Here is an 18,583-nt window from a genome sequence, read left to right on the forward strand (position 1 = left end):
TAACGTTTGTACACTGAATACAGTACGGCAGGGCGTCTTAAGGCACAACCTATGCGACCGTGGCGCTCGCAACACTGAGCTATTACCGCATTTCATAGCATGTATCGATGGGTGTAATCAGTGCATTCGCCAGACAATGGTTCGCCGCGATCGAGTCATACGATTTCCTTAGAATAAGTGCACATTTGTATGTGAACACACCATGGCAGCAGGAAGCGCACGCGGGAGAAACACGCGCCCGGCCCGCAGGACAGCGCGTTTTTGTCGGACCCGACGGCTAACGTCGCGGTGTGGCCAAACCCCGCGCGCAATTCCGCTGTTCGGAATGCCAGCACACCACCGCCAAATGGGTGGGCCGCTGCCCTGATTGCGGCACCTGGGGCAGCGTGAGCGAAACCGCGGTGCTGTCCTCCATCGGCGGACTGGGCGCGGTACGAGCGGTCGCTCCAGCTTCGGCTGCGGTACCCATCACCAGCATCGCCACCGACGCCACCCGGCACCAGCCCACCGGCGTCTCCGAACTCGACAGGGTGCTCGGCGGCGGCGTCATCCCGGGTTCGGTCAACTTGCTCGCCGGCGAGCCGGGAGTCGGCAAGTCGACCCTGCTGTTGAAGGTGGTCCACCAATGGGCCGCATCCGGCGGACGGGCCCTCTACATCAGCGGCGAGGAGTCCGCCGCTCAGGTCCGGCTACGGGCCGAACGCACCGGCTGCGTTCACGACGAGGTGTATCTGGCCGCGGAGTCGGACCTGCACAGCGTGCTCGGGCACATCGAGGCCGTCAAACCCACACTGGCGATTATCGATTCGGTGCAGACCATGTCCACGACCGACACCGACGGTGTCACCGGCGGGGTCACGCAAGTGCGTGCCGTGACGACGGCGTTGACCATGGCAGCCAAGTCGTCGGGGGTGGCGATGGTGTTGGTTGGCCATGTCACCAAGGACGGCGCGATCGCCGGACCACGGTCACTGGAACACCTCGTCGACGTGGTGCTGCACTTCGAGGGCGATAAGCATTCGGCATTGCGCATGGTGCGTGGCATCAAGAACCGCTTTGGCTCCGCGGACGAAGTCGGATGTTTTGAGTTACGTGACAAGGGAATCGAGTGCGTATCCGATCCATCCGGGCTGTTCCTCGAGCATCGCGAGAAGGCGGCGGCAGGGACGGCGGTGACCGTAACCCTCGACGGAAAGCGCCCCCTGCTCGGCGAGGTGCAATCCCTCGTCACCACGTCGACCAACCCGTCGCCGCGGCGGGCGGTCAGCGGTCTCGATCACGCACGCTCGGCGATGGTCACCGCCGTGCTGGAGCGGCACGGGCGACTTCCCTTGGGCAACAACGATATTTACATGGCAACGGTGGGCGGCATGCGCATGACCGACCCCGCGGCGGATTTGGCCGTCCTGATGGCGGTCGCCTCGGCATACACCGACATCGCCCTGCCCGCCAACATGGTGTTCATCGGCGAGGTGGGACTGGCGGGCGATATCCGGCGCACCGCCGCCGTGGGCAAGCGCATCTCCGAGGCTGCCCGCCTCGGCTACACGCATGCGGTGATTCCACCCGAAGGCGACGATCTGCACCCCGCCGGCATGCATCTACTGCGCTGCCCGACGGTAGGCCGGGCCCTCGAGGTGCTCTCGGAAGCACGCCGAGCCGAGCCCGAGCCCCGCCCCAACTTACGGCTGGCGCAACGTTTTACGGACTGATGCCCAACGTCCGCGCGGCACCCTCGCCGTAGTGGGCGTCAGGATCGATGATCACAAAGATGCCCTGCGAACTCGCCACCAGCTGGTCACCGATCCGCGCGCTCGCCGTGGTGTACAGCTTGCGGCCGACTCGCCCCTCCACGGCGCAGGCCAAATCCACCGTCGCCCCGACCGGAATGGGCTTGCGGTAGTCGACCTCCAAATGTGCTGTGACAGCAACTAATTGCGTAACGATGCCCAGAACACCTTGTAGCTCGTCGAAGATGGCGGCCATCACACCGCCGTGAATGACTCCGGGACCGCCCTCCAGTTCGGGCAGCACCTCGAACTGACCGGTCACGCGGGCTCCATCACCGGCAAAGAACCGTGTCCCCCACAAGTCCTCATCGGTTCCCGGATAACTAAACCTGCGAGGCCAACCCGGGTTCAGCTCCATGCCCGGAGCGGGAGCTTCCGGGCCGCGGCTAACCGGCTCAAGCCCCTCGGGCAACGTCCACGTCGACATGACCACGTAATCTAACTGCGGCGAATCGAACCGGGAGAGGGAGGTGCGCGATGGACAACGTGGAAGCCAACGCAAGAATGCGGGAAACCCTGGCCCGATTGGCGCCGGGCACACCCCTACGTGACGGCCTGGAGCGCATTCTTCGTGGTCGCACCGGTGCGCTGATTGTCCTCGGCTACGACGACAAGGTCGAGAGCATCTGCGACGGCGGCTTCTCACTCGATGTCGCATTCGCCCCTACCCGGCTTCGCGAGCTGTCGAAGATGGACGGCGCGGTGGTGCTGTCCACGGACGGATCGCGCATCGTGCGCGCCAATGTGCAGCTGGTGCCCGACCCGTCCATTCCGACCGACGAATCCGGCACCCGGCACCGCTCCGCGGAGCGAACCGCCATCCAGACCGACTATCCCGTTGTGTCGGTGAGCCATTCGATGAATATCGTGAGTGTGTACACCGCCGGGATCCGGCATGTGGTGATGGACTCGGCGACCGTCATGTCACGGGTCAACCAGGCGGTTTCCACGCTGGAGCGTTACACAACACGGCTGGACGAGGTGACCTCGTCGCTGTCAACCGCCGAGATCGAGGACTTCGTGACGCTGCGCGATGTCATGACGGTGGCGCAGCGCCTGGAGCTGGTGCGCCGGATCAGCCAGGACATCGAGCTCGATGTCATCGAGCTCGGGACCGACGGACGGCAACTCAAACTGCAGATCGGCGAGCTCGTCGGTGACAACGACACCGAACGTGAGCTGCTGGTCCGGGATTATCACGCCAACCCCGAACCACCGACACAGGCGCAGATCGCCTCGACACTCGAGGATTTGGACGCGCTCTCGGACACCGATCTGCTGGACCTGACGGTGCTGTCACGCACGTTCGGATACCCGTCCACCGTCGAAGCTCAAGACACCGCGATGAGCTCTCGCGGCTACCGGGTGATGACGCACATTCCCCGGCTGCAGTTCGCGCATATCGACAGGCTGGTCAGGGCCTTCGGGTCCCTCCAGGGGCTCCTGGCGGCCAGCGCGACAGACCTACAGTCGGTGGAGGGCATCGGTGCGATGTGGGCCCGCCACATCCGGGAGGGCCTCTCCCGGCTGGCCGAGTCGACGCTTACCGAACAGACCGGCTAGGCGGGTGGCGCGGCCGGCGGCGGCGCGTCCGCGGGCTTCTCGCCGATGATGAACGGCACCGGCGCACTGCGCAGATCACCAAGCTGCACCACCAGCGAGTAGGTCCCCGGCCCGATGGCCGGACGCGGCAGCGGGCAGTTCGGTGCGGAACCCATTCCTGTCCAGGTGACCTCGGTGGTCACCTGCTCACCCGGGTTGAAGCTCTTGATCGACGACTCTTGTGACGGGGCGCAGTCCAGGTTGGCCCAGATCCGCTTGTTGTCCACGCTGAAAACCGAGGCGGCCAGCACGGCGGCGCCCACATCCCGCTTGCATTGCACCAGACCGATATTGGTGACCACCATGGTGAACTTGGGCTGCTCACCGGCCAGGTAGCTGGCCTTGTCGGTGGAGGCCTTCACCGCAAGTGTCGCGTCCGGGCAGTCGTCGCCGGGGTTCAATGCCACCGGGGGCACCAACTCAGGCTTGGCGATTGGCGGCCCATCGTGCGTGGGAGCATCCGCGGGCTTGTCGGCAGGCTTGTTGATTTCGTTGGGCGGCAGGATGACCGGCTTACCGGCGGGGGCTGCCGTTTCGGCGGGCTTGTCGGCGGCCTTCGTATCGGCTCCAGCACTGCCACCGACCAGCGCAAAGATCACCGCCGCAACGATGGCGACCACGACCACCGCCACGCCGATCGCGAGGGCGCGGCGCCGCCAATAGATCTCAGAAGGCAGCGGGCCTGAGGGGTGCATGTCCATCACGATTCCACGGTAAGCGCAGGTCACCATAGGATGGCCGACCTCGCTCGGCGTGTCGGCGAGCTACACAGACTTCACAGTGCTATTTGGGAGGGTAATCAGGCGCCACAGGCGGGCGGCTAGTTCACGCAGGGGACGCCGCTACTGCTGCCGACCACCGGCTTACCCGAGTCCGGCGGCGCATAGTCACCGGACGATCCCGAGCTCGACGAATTCGCCATCGAACTTGCGGTACCGCTGTCTTCGGCGCTCATGACATCGCTTGGCGCGGAGTACCCGGTGCCCAACATGACCCGAATTCGTCCGGGCGCCAACGTCGGATCCGCGCTGGGCTCCGCCTCGATACCCAACATGCTGGACATCGCCTTGGCGTCAGCATCGGCGCCGACGCCGTAATCGATGGCGGTGCCGGTGGATTCGCCGCTGAGCGGATCCCGCACATCACCCCTGGTGTAACCACGGCTAACCAGCGCGGACGAAATCGTCGACGCCAGGCCGGACGTCGAGGTCGCATTCACCACGTCGACGGTGCTGGTGGGTGTCCCCGTGGTGGATATCGGCGCCGAATCCTCGCCCTTGAATGCGGCGGCTACCTTGGCGCGAATCGCGACCGGGTCGACGATGTTCACGTCTGCACCGTTGATGTTGTCGTATCGCACCACGGGCAGCGTCTGGAAGTTCACGTTGCCATCGGCGATCTGCCCGAGGCGCTGGAACTGCTTCTCGGTCCATCCCTTGGACAGCACCACGTCCTTGTGGACGACGTTCATCAAACCGTTCAGTTTGGTGATGTCGGTGAGAGTGCCCGCGTTGCGAAGCTGCTGCATCACCGAGATCAGGAACGCCTGTTGACGATGGGTCCGGTCCAGGTCACCGTTTTCCAGACCATGACGTTGACGCACAAACGCCAATGCCTGGGAGGCGTTGAGGGACTGCTCGCCGGCCGGGAAATTGGCACCCGAGTAGCTGTCGTAGACGGCACTGTTCAGGCAGACGGTGATGCCACCGAGTTCGGAGGCCAGATCGTAGAAGCCGACCAGATTGACCTCGGCGAAGTAGTCGATGGGCTGACCGGTCAGCCGGTGCACGGCGTTGAGGGTGGCGCGGCGGCCGGCCTCGCGGCTCTGCTGCTCCAATGTCGCCTGATCGGTGATGCCCTGGTCGACGAGCTTGTCCGCCTCATTGGCCTTCGTCAGGCCATAGGCCTCTTTGATCTTGATGTGCTTGTAGCCGGGGATGCCGTCGGCGGGTACCCAGTCGTCGCGGGGAATCGAGAACGCCGTGACCTTGTTGTCGGCACCCACGTGCACCAGGATCAGCGTGTTCGTGTTGTATCCACCGGCGTCCGAATCGCCCGCGTGGAGTTGATTCAGGACCGCCCTGGGTAGGTCGTTTCCGTCCTGGTCCTTCCGGGAGTCCAGACCGATCAGCAGCATGTTCATGGAGCCGTCGTTTGACTTGCCACCCTCGGCCTCGGCACCAGAGGTGGGCACATGGCTGAACGCCTTGTAGAAGACCTGCCAGCCCGCGCCCGTTACCACCAAGCTGCCGCAGGCCAGCAGCGCGAAGAGGACACGGCCCGCCACGGTTTTGTTGATTGACCAGCGCTTATTCGATTTAGGTAGTGCGTGCTTTGGCCGCCTGCGACCAGCGTCGCGGCTCATCCGTCGCCACCCCCGAGTGGCAGCAACATATACACCGAACTACCCATCCCTCCCCCAGAGAAATCTGCATTCAGTCTAATTCTCCCATTACCGGCACCGAGATGCCATGTGATGTTTGCCGAATGCATCGTGAACTGGGGTTTTGCGTGATTACTCGCCGATATCGCCGACGTGGCCATGCAGCACGACGCGGCCGTCGGCCAGTTTGTAGGTCAGATACACCAGCGCGAGCTTGTTGGCCTTGACCGCATCGGCCACCACCTGCGAACGCTGCAACAGCTTGCTACCGGTCTCTTCGACATGACGGGCCTCGAACTCATCAATGCGCGACAACCCGTCCTTGCGGCCGCCCAGGATCGAGGGCATCACCCGCACCACCAAGTCCCGGATGTACCCGCCGGGCACTTCTCCGGTGTCCAGGGCCGCGACCGTGGCACCCACCGCACCACAGGAGTCATGGCCCAGGATCGCGATCAACGGCACCCCCAGCACCGCCACCGCGTACTCGATAGAACCCAACACCGCCGAGTCGATCACCTGACCAGCGGTACGCACGATGAACATGTCACCCAGGCCCTGATCGAAAATGATCTCCGCGGCCACCCGGCTATCGGAGCAACCGAACAACAACACATTGGGGTTCTGGCCATTGGCCAGCTCGGCCCGACGCGTAATGCTCTGGCTCGGGTGCTGCGGAAAACCACCCACAAAACGCTGGTTACCCTCTTTGAGTGCCTTCCAGGCGGACCTCGGATCAGCTGTCATACCCGTCATTGTGCCCTGACGAACTTTTGGACTGGTTTGATGTCGCCGAGCGGGACCTGCCGTGGCGACACCCCGAGGCGACACCGTGGCACATCCTGATTAGCGAGGTAATGCTGCAGCAAACTCCGGTATCCCGGGTGGAGCCGGTGTGGCGCGAATGGGTGGCGCGTTGGCCTGTTCCGTCCGCGATGGCGAAAACCTCTGTGGCAGAAGTACTGCGAGCCTGGGGAAAGCTCGGCTATCCGCGTCGCGCCATGCGCTTGCATGAATGTGCGACAGTGTTGGCCCGCGACTACGGCGACGAGGTACCCGATGACGTGGAGACACTCCTGACGCTCCCCGGTGTCGGTGCGTATACAGCCCGTGCCATCGCTTGCTTCGGGTATGGGCAGCGAGTTCCGGTGGTGGACACCAATGTTCGCCGCGTCATCGCGCGAGTGATACACGGCGTAGCCGACTCGGCGCCGTCGACACGGGACCTGCGCGACGCCGAGGAGCTGCTGCCGGCGGACAACGGCGCCAGGTTCTCCGCGGCGCTCATGGAGTTGGGCGCCCTGGTATGTACTGCCCGTGCGCCGCAATGCCCGGTGTGCCCGCTGAGCTCATGCACATGGCACGAGGCCGGACATCCTCAACTGGATGCTCCGGCACGGCCGGTGCAGAAGTACGCCGGAACCGATCGTCAGGTGCGCGGACGACTGCTAGATGTTTTGCGCGGCAGCAGCATTCCGGTAACGCGGGCACAGCTCGACGTGGTGTGGCTCTCCGATATCGCGCAGCGAGATCGAGCGTTGGACTCATTGTTGGTCGACGGATTGGTGGAGCAGACGGCAGACGGCCGGTTCGCACTTGCCGGTGAGGGCGGCTAGTCCGCGGCCATCGCGAAGGTCCGGCGGTAGTCGGTGGGCGTGATGCCCACCCCGCGCCGGAAGTGATGGCGCAGCAGGATCGCAGTGCCAAAACCGCTGCGCGCCGCCACGGTATCGATATCCAGTTCCGTCTCCTCCAGCAGGCGACGGGCCAGTAACACCCGCTGGTCGATGATCCAGCGCATGGGCGTCACACCGGTCTGGTCGGTGAACTTGCGTGCAAATGTGCGGGTCGACATGTGAACGCGTGCGGCAAGATCCGCCACCGTGTGGGACTGGTCGATGTTTTCGACCAGCCAATCGAACAACCCGCCAAAGCCGATGGCATCCACCTCTGGGACCGGCCGCGGAATGAACTGACGCTGGCCACCGGCGCGCTGGGGCGGCACCACCATGCGCCGAGCGATCTTGTTGGTGATTTCGCTGCCCAGCTCGCGGCGCACCAGATGCAGACAGGCATCTATGCCCGCGGCGGTCCCCGCGCTGGTGATGAGGTCACCGTCGTCGACGAACAGCACGTCGCGGTCCACCGTCGCCGTCGGGTATCTACGGGCAAGCTCTTCGGTGTACATCCAGTGCGTGGTGCAGCGGCGGCCGTCAAGCAACCCTGCCGCGCCCGCGATGAAGGCACCCGAACAGACCGTGAGGATGGTCGCTCCCCGCTCCGATGCGGCCCGCACCGCGTCAAGCGCCTCCTGCGGGTACTCCTTGGTGAACGGCCGCGCCGGAAGCGCCACCAAGTCGGCATCGGCCAGCCCGTCGAGTCCGTGTTCTGGAATCAGCGCCGCCCCGACAGTGGTCCGCACGGGCACGCCGGGTTCCACCCCACAGACCCGGAAGTCGAAGTTGGGGACGCCGTCGCGGGTGCGATCCAACCCGAAGACCTCACAGAGGACGCCGAACTCGAATACAGCCACCCGGTCCAGGACCAGCGCGGCCACCGAATGCAACATGGCTGAATATTATCGAAGGTCGTCAATTCCGCCACTGTTGGCGCGATATTTATCTGAACACAATTAACGCCATGGCCATCTTCGTCGCCACCCTCGTCTTGATATCTCCGTTCGCACTGACCATCACGCTCAGCTGGATCGCCCGTCGAAACAAGACCTTCCGAATCCACCTCGACCAGTTCCGGGTCGCCGCGCCGCTGGGTGGCACCTTCGCCGACGACCGCGATCTGCAGCGGCAGCTGCACGAGATGGAAGCCATCCGGTCGCGCTCCTAGCGATACGGCTACCGCCGGGGACGTGAGCCCGGTTCTTGAGCCGGTGCGGTCTGCGGCGCGGGAGGCAATGCCGGGGGCGGCAAGGTGTCCGTGCGGTCTGCCGCCGCCACCACCGCCGCGATACCCGGCAGCGCCGGCGCAGATCGCACCGGGCCGTTGAAACCAAAGGCCGACAACATGTTCCCGAAGGTCTTGCGCCGCCACGACGAAATGTTCGGCTCACGCACACCCGTGAACTCTTCGAGAAACCGCAGTACCGAGGTGTGGTCGAAGGGCTCGCTGGCCACCCATCCACCGACCGACCATGGCGATATCACGATCGCCGGTACCCGGAATCCGCCGCCTATCGGCGCACCCTTGATCCACTCTCCCGCGGTGCCGGCCGGCGAAGTCGGCGGCACCACATGGTCGAACAACCCGTCGTTCTCGTCGTAATTGAGGATGAATACCGTCTTGGCCCAGACCTCGGGGTTGGCCGCGACCGCGTCGATCTTGCTCGCGATATATGCCGCACCATCGGCCGGCCGATATGCGGGATGCTCACTCGCAGTGCTGGTCATGACGAGCCAGGACACCGCAGGCAGCGTGCCGGCCCGCGCGTCATCCTCGAACTGTGTCGCGCTCACGGGCGCTATCCCCTTGTCGTACAAGGGGTCTCCGGGCCCACTCTGCTGAAAGCGGCTGAACAGCTTCAACACATTGCAGCCGCCGAAGTCGTCCTCCTCGGCGTACACCCGCCAACTCACGCCGGCGGCCTCGAGGCGTTCGGCGTAGGTGGTCCAGCGGTATCCGCCGGGCACCGGGGTGTTCCAGGTGATGGGTCCGCCGTGCGTGGCATCGGGATCGATGGTTCCGGTCATCCACATCATCCGGTTGGGCCAGGTCGGCCCCAACACCGAGGAGTGAAAGTTGTCGCACACGGTGAACGCCTCGGCAAGTGCGAAGTGGAAGGGAATGTCCGCACGTTCGTAATAGCCCATCACATACGGATAGTGCTCGCCGTCGGCCTTCCGGTGGGCGGCCATCCAGTTGTCCATTTTGCCGTGGTTCCACGAGTCGTGCTGCACCGACCAGGCGTGGCTGGTGGTCGGGATCTGCTGCACGCTGTTCACCGACGTGTCCAGATGGAAGGGCAGCAGATAACCGTCGGGGTTCTGCGCATCGGGCTGATGGAAGACCGACTTCCCGGTCGAAAGAGTGATCGCGGTCGGGTCATCGAAGCCCCGGACACCGGACAGGGTGCCGAAGTAGTGGTCGAAGGACCGGTTCTCCATCATCAGCACCACGACGTGTTCGACATCCTTGAGCGAGCCCGCCCTGGGTGCGGGCTGGGCCAGCGCCCGCTGGACGTTCGAGGGCATGAGCGAAACAGCCGCGCTGAACGCGGCGGCGCCTGCCGCCGACGTGAGGAGGCGGCGACGGGTTAGCGGGCTCATAGGTTCAGGCTACGACCGTCCCTCCCGTCACACCCGTCGCCGCGAGGAAGTCGGACACGGCACTGCGGTAAAGGTTCGGTGAATCGTCGTGCATCAAATGTCCCGACCCCGCGATCTTGAAATACGTTGTTCGCTGCCCCATTTCGGCCATCTTCTGCATCTGCCCGGGTGGCGTCACCGTATCGTCGGCCTCCAGCAGCAGCGCCGGACATCGAACAGCCCGCCACTGGTCCCAAAAGTCGCGAGTCCCCCATTCGGCAGCCGTGGAAATCCATTTGTCGATCGGGCCGTGCAGTCGCCAACCATCGTCGCCGTGGTCGAATGCCTCCCGAAAGTATTGGCCCGCAATCTCTCCGAAGCGCACGGTGAACTCCTCGACCGAGGTGAACACTTCCGGCCACGAGTACAGCCACGGCTCCCACGGGCCGGTCGTCCCGCCCACGAAATCGGGCGCCATATCCTCCACCACCAGGGCCGATACCAGCTCGGGGTGCTGCGCGGCCAGGCACCAGGAGTGCAGCCCGCCCATGGAGTGCCCGATCAGCACCACCGGAGCGCCCACGGACCGAACCGAATCGGCCAGCACGTCCACATACCGTTCCGTCGAAACGGGTTGTGAATCAAGGACATCACGGCCCCGATGCCACGGCGCGTCGTGGGTGTAGACCCGGCCCAGCTCGCGCAGCCACGGCAGCTGCCGGGACCAGGTGCTGCCCCGGCCCATGAGGCCGTGCACGAGCACCAGCGCCGGGCCGTCGGCGCGCCCGCCGTGATCGGTGATGTGGTCGCCGTGCATGTCACCCATGATGCCTGCCTCCATCATTTGGCCCGACCGGTAGCCTTGTCCCATGTCCGTGGTGAAGATCAACGCAATCGAGATCCCCGAGGGTGCAGGTCCGGAGCTGGAGAAGCGGTTCGCTCACCGCGCCGGTGCCGTGGAGAACCAGCCCGGATTCCTGGGCTTTCAGCTGCTTCGCCCCGTGAAGGGCGAGGACCGCTACTTCGTGGTCACGCAGTGGGAGTCCGAGGAGGCCTTCCAGGCCTGGGCCACCGGTCCGGCGGTCGAAGCACATGCCGGGCAGCAGGCCAAGCCCGTGGCCAAGGGCGCCCACCTGTTGGAGTTCGAGGTTGTGCTCGACGTGACCGGGGCCGCCGCCAAGGCGTGAACGAGGGTTCGCTACGCGCGCGGATGACGCGCGCCTTTTCCGTGTGCACGGTGGTCGCGGTGGCCGTGACACTGGGCAACACCGTGGGGTGCGGCATCAAGCTGCGGCAGGTGCCGCACGGAGACGTGGATACCAGCACGCCGCCCGGGCTGCGGTCGCAACAGCTGATCGACATGCTGAACTCGAACTGGCCCATCGGCAAGCAGGGCGTGGCGACGTTGGCCACCGCCAACAAGGTCGACGACTACACCGAGATCATGACGAAGCTGTGGGTCGACCGTCCGTACAAGGTCAGCTCGGTGGATCTCGGGGCGAACAGCTCCACCGTCCACCTGATCGCGCCCTACGGCGCCAATGTGGACATCGGGCTGCGCACCAACGACAAGGGCGATGTCGACAGGCTTGTTCCGTACCAGCAACCGCCGACCATCGCCGGGTGGTCCGACGTCGACGCCGCACTGTCGGCCTCCGGGGGCCGGTACTCCTACCGGGCCTCCAAAATCGTCAATGGACAGTGCCAGCAGATCGCCGGCACCAACACAACCCAATCCATGCCGCTCGCTTCGGTTTTCAAGCTCTACGTGCTGCTAGCCACCGGAACCGCCATCAACGCGGGCACCCTCACATGGGATGACCAACTCACCGTCACCGATCGCGGCAAGGCGCTCGGCAGCTCGATGGACAAGCTTCGGACGGGCTCGACAGTCTCGGTACGGACCGCCGCCCAGAAGATGATCTCGGTGAGCGACAACATGGGCACCGACATGCTGATCAACCGCCTCGGTCGGCACGCTATCGAAAAGGCGCTGGCCGACGCCGGCCATCATGACCCGGCATCGATGACTCCCTTCCCGACCATGCACGAGCTGTTCAACATCGGCTGGGGCATACCGGACCTCCGCCAGCAGTGGAAGGACACCACCACCCCCGAGCAGCGCGGCCAGATGCTCGCCGAGGCCGATACCCGCGACTACAAGCTGGACCCGGATCGGACCACCACGCCCGCATCGAAGTACGGCATCGAGTGGTACGGCAGCGCCGAGGACATCTGCCGTGTGCACGCGGCCCTGCAAAAGGTCGCCGTCGGTCCGGCAGCGCCGGTCCGCGACATCCTCGCAGCAGAACCCGGTATCGATCTGCACAGCGAAAACTGGCGCTATATCGGCGCCAAGGGCGGCAATCTGCCGGGCGACCTGACATTCAGCTGGTACGCCGAAGATCGCAATCGCCAGCCGTATGTGGTGAGTTTCCAACTGAATTGGGATCGCGCCTTCGGCCCCGGCGCGGCCGGGTGGGTCATCGGCCTGGCCAAGGGTGTCTTCAAGAAGCTGGGATGAGCGCTCGCGCGAAGACCGTCAACAGGGGATGAGCGCTCGCGCGAAGAGTGATGAACGCCCGGCCCTGTTCCTGACGAATCCTGGGCCTCACGACGGTTTCGAGGCAGAAAGCATCGTGAGGCCCAAGTTCGACAACCAACTAGACGGCAGCCTCGGCATCGACCGGCTTACGCTCGATCACGGTGGCGAAGCCAATCCCGATCGTCGCCCAGATCAGGGCCTGCGCGATGAACGAGTACAGCCTGAACAAGTACAGGTCCTGCGCCGGGAAACCGGGGAACACCATGTTTCCCGCCGCGTCGAGCAGTGGTCCCGGAGTCTCCGCGATATTCGGCAGCACCAGCATGATCAGCACCGTCACGATGATGTAGGCCTTGCCGGCGATGATGTTCGCTGTCCAGTTCCCATAACGGTCGGCCAGCCTGCGACTCAGCCAGATCGCCGCGACAAGTGCGACTATCGACACCACAACCATCAGCAGGTACAGGCCCGTGCGCTCCTTGATCGTCTCCTCCGCGCTCGCCGCCGGCGGGTTCGGTGGGTACTTCAGGAACGGCGTGACATAGAACGCTAAGAACATCCCGCCGGACACCACGAGGGCCAGATTCCGCGCCGTGAGATTGCCCAACCGGCCGATCGTGACCGTGTACACCACAGCGAACAGGGCGCCCATCGCCAGCCCGAACAGCAACATCCCGAAGAACAAACCCACGTTCTCCTGAACGGTTCGGGTGAACAGCTCGGCGCCCTCATGGCCGTGATGATGCACACCGGCGGCCTCGTCGAGAGTGTGCTGCGCCTCGCCGCGGCCCTCCTCATACCCGATTGCCCTGGTGATGACCGGTTCGACCGCGATGCGGCCGAATACGAACGCAACCACTCCACCAAGGGCGCCAAACCCCAAGGCACGCAAAATAATCGACGCTATTGACTTATTCATTGGATGCGGGCCGACTCAGTGGCAGGGGAAGCCGAGGAAGTGGCGAGCATCGTGCACAAACTCATGCACATGCATATCGCTACCGAAGACCGATACGGCGCCCTGGTCGACGCCGACGAAGTAGTAGGTCAGCAGCGCGAGGAACGCGGTGATGCTGAGCCACAGTGCAGCCTGGGGGATCGACACCGCAACCGGATGGCTGGCGGACGTTGTGTGTGCCATGTTGCTCCTTTTCGAGATACCGCGTCCCGATCTGTTCTTATCGACGACGGGGTCTGACTCTCACAGTGGCGCGACCGTCCTGGAATCACACCAGGTTCCCGTCCTGTCGAAGGACGGATTGAGCTTAGTCGACGTGACTGGTCTGCGCGTTCGAGTGATAGTTTTGGCCCGCGTTGGTTTCTCCGAGGCGTTGGGAAGTGTCTTCGGGGATCGCAAGAGGGAATCCGGTGAGAATCCGGAGCTGCCCCGCAGCGGTGAGTGGAAACGACGGCGGCACTACAGCACTGGGTCCCAGGCCCGGGAAGCAGCCGCTGGTAGGTGAGGCCCGGAACGTGCCTCGTGTCCGCGAGTCCGAAGACCTGCCACCGCGACCACACCATCAGGTGCGGTCATTCGCCAGTGCCGAGGGACCGCCTGGCGGGTAGCGCTTGTACGGCGCATCCGTCATGCCCTGGTGCCGGCAACCCGACGACGCAGGAATGTCGATGCCCACAGCGCAGCACGCACGGTCTCTGAGCCTTGCGGTCATGGTCGGCCTGGCGGCGCTGGTACTGCTCTCGGTGACCGCCCTTGCCTTCGGGACCGCCGATGTGCCCTGGCGCGACTGTCTGCACTTCCTCTGGTCCGGCGCGACCGGCGGCTCCGTCCGCGCCGCGGACGCCGCGAACTACCGCATCGTCGTCGAATCCAGACTGCCGCGGGTGATCCTCGCGATCCTCGTCGGCGCGGGGCTGAGCGTGGTGGGCGTGGTCGTGCAGGCAATGGTCCGCAACGCCCTGGCCGATCCGTATGTTCTCGGCATCTCGTCGGGGGCTTCGGTAGGTGCGACGGCAGTGGTCGTCTACGGCGTGCTCGGCACCCTCGGCGCCTATGCACTGTCGCTTTCGGCATCACTGGGCGCCTTGGCCGCGACCGCCCTGGTCTATCACATTGCGCGCACTCCGCAGGGTTTGGTGCCGCTACGACTGATCCTGGTAGGAACTGCCGTCGGTTACGGCCTGTCCGCGGTGACAACAGTCCTGGTGTTCTTGGCCCCCAACGGCGAGGCTGCCCGCAGCGTCATGTTCTGGCTACTGGGCAGCCTGGGCGCGTCGTCCTGGGACAAGGTGCCGGTGGCTCTGGCGGCCACCGTGATCGGAATCATCTGCGTTGCGGGTCTGGCCCGCCAGCTCAACGCCCTCGCCATGGGCGACGAGGTGAGCGCGTCGCTGGGTCTACACGCCGGGCGGTTCCGGGTAGCACTGTTCGTGCTGTCGGCCGTCATGACCGGATGCTTTGTATCTATCTGCGGGGCAATCGGATTCGTGGGATTGGTCATTCCACACGCGGCGCGGCTATTGGTCGGGGCGGATCATCGCCGGGTCTTGATCGTGGCTCCGGTGCTGGGCGCATGCTTCCTGGTGGCCGCCGACCTTGTCGCGCGAACCGCGATTCCACCGCAGGAGCTGCCGCTCGGGGCGATCACCGCAGCGGTCGGGGTGCCGGTGTTTGTCGGATTGATGCGTCGCCGTGCGATGTCAGCGGGGGCGGTCGGCTGATGGACGTCACCTATCGAGGCGTGTCGGTCAACATCGCGGGTGCTCGGATCGTCTCGGATATCGACTTGGACGTCACGGACGGCGGCTTCGTCGGCATAGTCGGGCCCAACGGCAGCGGCAAATCGACAACCCTGCGCTGCCTGTATCGCGCACTCGCCCCCGACTGCGGTGACGTTGCGGTCAACGGCGTGTCGATACGGGCAATCAGTATGCGGGAGAACGCCCGCCAGGTCGCGGCACTGACGCAGGACATGTCATTGGACTTCGACTTCACTGCCGCCGAGGTGGTCGCCACCGGCCGGCTACCGCACGGTACATCGCTGCGTGGCACCTCCGATCGGGATCGACAGCTCTGCGCGCAAGCCACCGAGACAGCGGATGTGACGGCACTTGCCGCCCGCAAGTTCAGTTCACTTTCCGGCGGCGAGCGGCAGCGAGTGCTCATCGCGCGCGCCCTCGCGCAGCAGCCGCGCGTGCTGGTACTCGACGAGCCAACCAATCACCTGGACGTTCGGCATCAGTATTCGATACTCAGTTCTGTTCGTTCACTGGGCATTACGATCATCGCCGCACTACATGACCTCAACCTTGCGGCACAGTACTGCGACGCGATCCATGTCATGGCCAACGGTCGCGTGGTGCTCTCCGGAACACCGCACGAGGTCATCACCGCCGAGTCCGTCGGCCGGTGGTTTGGTATCGGCTGCCATGTCATCGCGCATCCACGCAGCGGCGTCCCGCAGATCATCTTCGACGCTGAACCAGAAAGGCAGGAGAAGGTATGAAGGCATTCATCGGCGTGACGGTGGTGGTGTCGTTGCTCTCGGCGGGCTGCGCGACGATCGAGGAGAAAAGCCCCGGATCCGAGCGGGTATCCGTCGATAATTGTGCCGCCCCCCTTGATGTTCCGGTCCCGGTGACCCGAGCCGTCACCAATGACACCGGGGTCACCGAGCTCCTGTTCGCACTCGGTCTGCAGGATCGGATGGCGGGCTACTTCCTGGACTCCGGACAGGACCGGGACGTCAAGACCTCCCCGTGGAAGGCGCAATTCGATTCCACCACGAACCTGGGTCAGGGGTTCACGCGTGAAGCCGTACAGGCCGCTCGCCCCGATCTTGTGTTCGCCGGATGGAGCTACGGATTCAACGAAACCTCGGGGCTGACACCCGAGTGGGTACGGTCCATCGGAGCGGTGCCGTATCAGCTCACCGAGGCATGCCGACAGCCCGGAACCGTACGGCGCGGCATCAAGGCTCCCCTCGATGCCCTGTATGAAGACCTCACCAACCTGGGGACCATCTTTGGTGTCCAGGATCGCGCGCGGGACCTGATCGCGAACTACCGCACAATCATTGACGGCGTGCAGTCACGTATTCCACACGGGCAGCCAACCGCACGTGTCTTCCTGTACGACAGCGGGGAAGCCCAGCCGTTCACATCGGGTAAAACCGCAGCGCCACAACAAATCATCGAGAAGGCCGGTGGCCGCAATGTATTTTCCGATCTCGATGACAGCTGGACCACCGCCGCCTGGGAAACCGCGGCCCAGCGGGACCCGCAGGTGATCATCATCTGCGATTACGGAGTGGGGCCCAACAACACGGCCGAGGCAAAGATCAACCTCCTCAAGGCGCAACCACTGATGAGGCACACCCAGGCGGTACGCGACGGGAACTTCATCGTGCTGCCTTACGCCGCACTTGTCGAGGGGCCACGCAACCCGGATGCCATCGTCACTCTGGCGAACTACCTGCGCAGTAAGGGATTCTAGATTTAGCGGCGGCGGACGACATGTTGGCATGGCTATGGTGAAAGACATGAGTGAATTTCCAACGCTCGGCTTGATGGTGCCTCCCTCCGTTCCACCGGAACGGCTTCTCGAGATCGCACGGGCAGCCGACTCCGCCGGTCTCGATCATCTGTGGGTGTGCGAGGACTGTTTCGCCACCACGTCGATCGCGTATGCCTCCCTGGCCCTTGCTGCTACCGAACGGATCAGTGTGGGTACCGGTTTCCTCTCGGCACCGGTACGCAATGTCGTCACGGCCGCAATGGACTACAGCATCCTGGCCCGCAACTTTCCCGGCAGGGTGCTGCCCGGAATCGGGCACGGCTGGCAGCCTCACATGGCGCAAATCGGCGCCAAGGTCGGCTCGCCCTTGACCCTGCTCCAGGAGTACGTGACCGCGCTGCGGGATCTGTTGGCAGGCAAGGAGGTCAGTGCCAACGGACGCTATGTGCGGCTGAACGAGGTTCGGCTGGACTGGCCGCCCGTGGAACAACTGCCCATCATGATCGGCGCGAACGGGCCCCGCTCGCTGCGCCTGGCCGGCCACCTCGGCGATGGCACCTTGCTAACCAGCATGGTTCCCGCCGATACCGTCGCCGCGCACTGCGCTCTGATCGAACCCGGCCCCGACCACCGGATCTTCCTGAGCCGAACCATCAGCATCGGCCCCGGTGCCGCCCAACTCATCGCGAACGACCCCGGCCACTACCCCGGGATCTCCTTCGACGCTTCGGCGAGTATCGGCGGAGATGCCACCGAGGTCGCCGGGAAGCTCCACGCGCTACGAGATCTCGGCGTCACCGATTTCATCGCATCCCCGACCGGAAACGAACCCGACCTCATCGAATACATCCGCACCCTCGGCCAAGAAGTGAGGCCACTGCTGCGCGTCTGAAATTCCAGACAATTACTTCCCGACCATAGCTGTAGGCGGGGAAGGGCCGCGAATCTAGCCGCCGTCGCCGGTCAGTTCCGTGCCCCAGACCGCCCGGGCGCCGGAATCCCCGATCCGGATGACGCCGACGATGGACACGATCCCGAGAATCAGTACCAACACGGCAACGGTCAGGTGCGGCCCGAGCCGAGCCGGTGACAGGCCGAGCCGATGAGCGATCGCCAGCACGACCGCCCCCAGCACCAACGCGCTGGAGAACACCAGCATCCAGTCGCCACGCTCGGCGTGCGTCAACAGGGCCGCGCTGGGGCTCTTCTCACGATCGAACAGCCACTCCCCTGCCGAGGTGGTCAGCGGGGTGAGTATCAGCGTCACCGCTGCCAGCACGGCAACCAGCCACACCAGCCGCGACCGAATGGCGACGGAAACCCCACACAGGATCTCCAGGATCGCCGTCAACGGCGCAAGCACGACAACGAAATGCACCAACAGCACGTGTGCAGGCAAGCCGCTGATCGTGTCCATGCGGGGGACACTACTGCCGCACCATGTTCCGCGCCCGGAAATGCCGAAGCCCCAGCCAGCGCGCAAAAAGCGCCGGGTGTGAGCATTGCTGCTCGCACCCGGCGCTTTCAGAA

Annotated in this window: 20 protein-coding genes and 1 riboswitch; of the genes, 10 read left to right on the top strand and 10 right to left on the bottom strand. The window is 64.5% G+C overall.

Going from position 1 to position 18,583, the window contains the following annotated elements:
• Positions 1-290: 290 nt before the first annotated feature.
• On the top strand, positions 291-1,712 hold the full coding sequence (radA, locus tag BKG76_RS08380) for a DNA repair protein RadA (protein WP_070937253.1): 1,422 nt from the start codon (positions 291-293) through the stop codon (positions 1,710-1,712).
• Here the strand turns inward: radA and BKG76_RS08385 are convergent.
• The gene (locus tag BKG76_RS08385; protein ID WP_109420661.1) at positions 1,702-2,217 is read right to left on the bottom strand and encodes a PaaI family thioesterase; all 516 of its coding nucleotides are present in this window, start codon (positions 2,215-2,217) and stop codon (positions 1,702-1,704) included. The genes radA and BKG76_RS08385 overlap by 11 nt on opposite strands.
• Before the next feature lie 50 nt (positions 2,218-2,267).
• Between BKG76_RS08385 and disA the strand changes: the two genes are divergently transcribed.
• Positions 2,268-3,353 (top strand): DNA integrity scanning diadenylate cyclase DisA, encoded by a 1,086-nt coding sequence (disA, locus tag BKG76_RS08390; protein ID WP_070937255.1) that lies wholly within the window; start codon positions 2,268-2,270, stop codon positions 3,351-3,353.
• Here disA and BKG76_RS08395 read toward each other — a convergent pair.
• From BKG76_RS08395 to BKG76_RS08405, 3 genes are all read right to left on the bottom strand, one after another.
• On the bottom strand, positions 3,350-4,093 hold the full coding sequence (locus BKG76_RS08395; RefSeq protein WP_070939052.1) for a hypothetical protein: 744 nt from the start codon (positions 4,091-4,093) through the stop codon (positions 3,350-3,352). The genes disA and BKG76_RS08395 overlap by 4 nt on opposite strands.
• A gap of 119 nt (positions 4,094-4,212) precedes the next feature.
• Positions 4,213-5,757 (bottom strand): LCP family protein, encoded by a 1,545-nt coding sequence (locus BKG76_RS08400; RefSeq protein WP_070937256.1) that lies wholly within the window; start codon positions 5,755-5,757, stop codon positions 4,213-4,215.
• A gap of 150 nt (positions 5,758-5,907) precedes the next feature.
• A complete protein-coding gene (locus BKG76_RS08405) occupies positions 5,908-6,522 on the bottom strand; it encodes a carbonic anhydrase (RefSeq protein WP_070937257.1) in 615 nt (204 codons plus the stop codon).
• 26 nt (positions 6,523-6,548) lie between these two features.
• Between BKG76_RS08405 and BKG76_RS08410 the strand changes: the two genes are divergently transcribed.
• The gene (locus tag BKG76_RS08410) at positions 6,549-7,391 is read left to right on the top strand and encodes an HhH-GPD family protein (RefSeq protein ID WP_109420662.1); all 843 of its coding nucleotides are present in this window, start codon (positions 6,549-6,551) and stop codon (positions 7,389-7,391) included.
• On the opposite strand, the gene BKG76_RS08415 is transcribed toward BKG76_RS08410, so the two are convergent.
• Positions 7,388-8,344, bottom strand: coding sequence for a helix-turn-helix domain-containing protein (locus BKG76_RS08415; protein WP_070937258.1), 957 nt, complete (start codon positions 8,342-8,344; stop codon positions 7,388-7,390). The genes BKG76_RS08410 and BKG76_RS08415 overlap by 4 nt on opposite strands.
• A 71-nt stretch (positions 8,345-8,415) precedes the next feature.
• On the opposite strand from BKG76_RS08415, the gene BKG76_RS08420 reads away from it, so the two are divergent.
• Complete coding sequence (locus BKG76_RS08420; RefSeq protein WP_070937259.1) at positions 8,416-8,619, top strand: hypothetical protein; 204 nt, start codon at positions 8,416-8,418, stop codon at positions 8,617-8,619.
• 8 nt (positions 8,620-8,627) lie between these two features.
• On the opposite strand, the gene BKG76_RS08425 is transcribed toward BKG76_RS08420, so the two are convergent.
• Together BKG76_RS08425 and BKG76_RS08430 are read right to left on the bottom strand one after the other, a co-directional pair.
• Positions 8,628-10,055, bottom strand: coding sequence for an alkaline phosphatase family protein (locus BKG76_RS08425; protein ID WP_070937260.1), 1,428 nt, complete (start codon positions 10,053-10,055; stop codon positions 8,628-8,630).
• 4 nt (positions 10,056-10,059) lie between these two features.
• Positions 10,060-10,851: an alpha/beta fold hydrolase gene (locus BKG76_RS08430; protein ID WP_070939054.1), complete on the bottom strand. Its 792-nt coding sequence runs from the start codon at positions 10,849-10,851 to the stop codon at positions 10,060-10,062.
• Between the two features lie 52 nt (positions 10,852-10,903).
• Between BKG76_RS08430 and mhuD the strand changes: the two genes are divergently transcribed.
• Positions 10,904-11,221 (top strand): mycobilin-forming heme oxygenase MhuD, encoded by a 318-nt coding sequence (gene mhuD / locus BKG76_RS08435; RefSeq protein WP_046252406.1) that lies wholly within the window; start codon positions 10,904-10,906, stop codon positions 11,219-11,221.
• Positions 11,222-11,244: 23 nt separating this feature from the next.
• Positions 11,245-12,558, top strand: a complete 1,314-nt coding sequence (locus tag BKG76_RS08440) for a serine hydrolase (protein ID WP_070939055.1) — start codon at positions 11,245-11,247, stop codon at positions 12,556-12,558.
• A gap of 139 nt (positions 12,559-12,697) precedes the next feature.
• On the opposite strand, the gene BKG76_RS08445 is transcribed toward BKG76_RS08440, so the two are convergent.
• Positions 12,698-13,498, bottom strand: a complete 801-nt coding sequence (locus BKG76_RS08445) for a CbtA family protein (protein WP_070937261.1) — start codon at positions 13,496-13,498, stop codon at positions 12,698-12,700.
• A 15-nt stretch (positions 13,499-13,513) separates the two neighbouring features.
• Positions 13,514-13,720 (bottom strand): CbtB domain-containing protein, encoded by a 207-nt coding sequence (locus tag BKG76_RS08450; protein ID WP_070937262.1) that lies wholly within the window; start codon positions 13,718-13,720, stop codon positions 13,514-13,516.
• Positions 13,721-13,877: 157 nt separating this feature from the next.
• A riboswitch (cobalamin riboswitch) is annotated at positions 13,878-14,101 on the top strand.
• Between the two features lie 98 nt (positions 14,102-14,199).
• On the opposite strand from BKG76_RS08450, the gene BKG76_RS08455 reads away from it, so the two are divergent.
• From BKG76_RS08455 to BKG76_RS08470, 4 genes are read left to right on the top strand one after another with little or no spacing between them, the layout of a single operon-like run.
• On the top strand, positions 14,200-15,258 hold the full coding sequence (locus BKG76_RS08455; protein WP_070937263.1) for a FecCD family ABC transporter permease: 1,059 nt from the start codon (positions 14,200-14,202) through the stop codon (positions 15,256-15,258).
• The gene (locus tag BKG76_RS08460) at positions 15,258-16,043 is read left to right on the top strand and encodes an ABC transporter ATP-binding protein (RefSeq protein WP_070937264.1); all 786 of its coding nucleotides are present in this window, start codon (positions 15,258-15,260) and stop codon (positions 16,041-16,043) included. The genes BKG76_RS08455 and BKG76_RS08460 overlap by 1 nt, the downstream gene beginning before the upstream one ends.
• On the top strand, positions 16,040-17,032 hold the full coding sequence (locus BKG76_RS08465) for an ABC transporter substrate-binding protein (RefSeq protein ID WP_070937265.1): 993 nt from the start codon (positions 16,040-16,042) through the stop codon (positions 17,030-17,032). Before BKG76_RS08460 ends, BKG76_RS08465 begins: the two co-directional genes overlap by 4 nt.
• Positions 17,033-17,078: 46 nt before the next feature.
• Positions 17,079-17,945, top strand: coding sequence for an LLM class flavin-dependent oxidoreductase (locus BKG76_RS08470; RefSeq protein ID WP_070939056.1), 867 nt, complete (start codon positions 17,079-17,081; stop codon positions 17,943-17,945).
• A gap of 54 nt (positions 17,946-17,999) precedes the next feature.
• On the opposite strand, the gene BKG76_RS08475 is transcribed toward BKG76_RS08470, so the two are convergent.
• A complete protein-coding gene (locus tag BKG76_RS08475; protein WP_070937266.1) occupies positions 18,000-18,470 on the bottom strand; it encodes a DUF2231 domain-containing protein in 471 nt (156 codons plus the stop codon).
• Positions 18,471-18,583: the final 113 nt, after the last annotated feature.

Source organism: Mycobacteroides franklinii (assembly GCF_001853795.1).
Classification (GTDB): domain Bacteria; phylum Actinomycetota; class Actinomycetes; order Mycobacteriales; family Mycobacteriaceae; genus Mycobacterium; species Mycobacterium franklinii.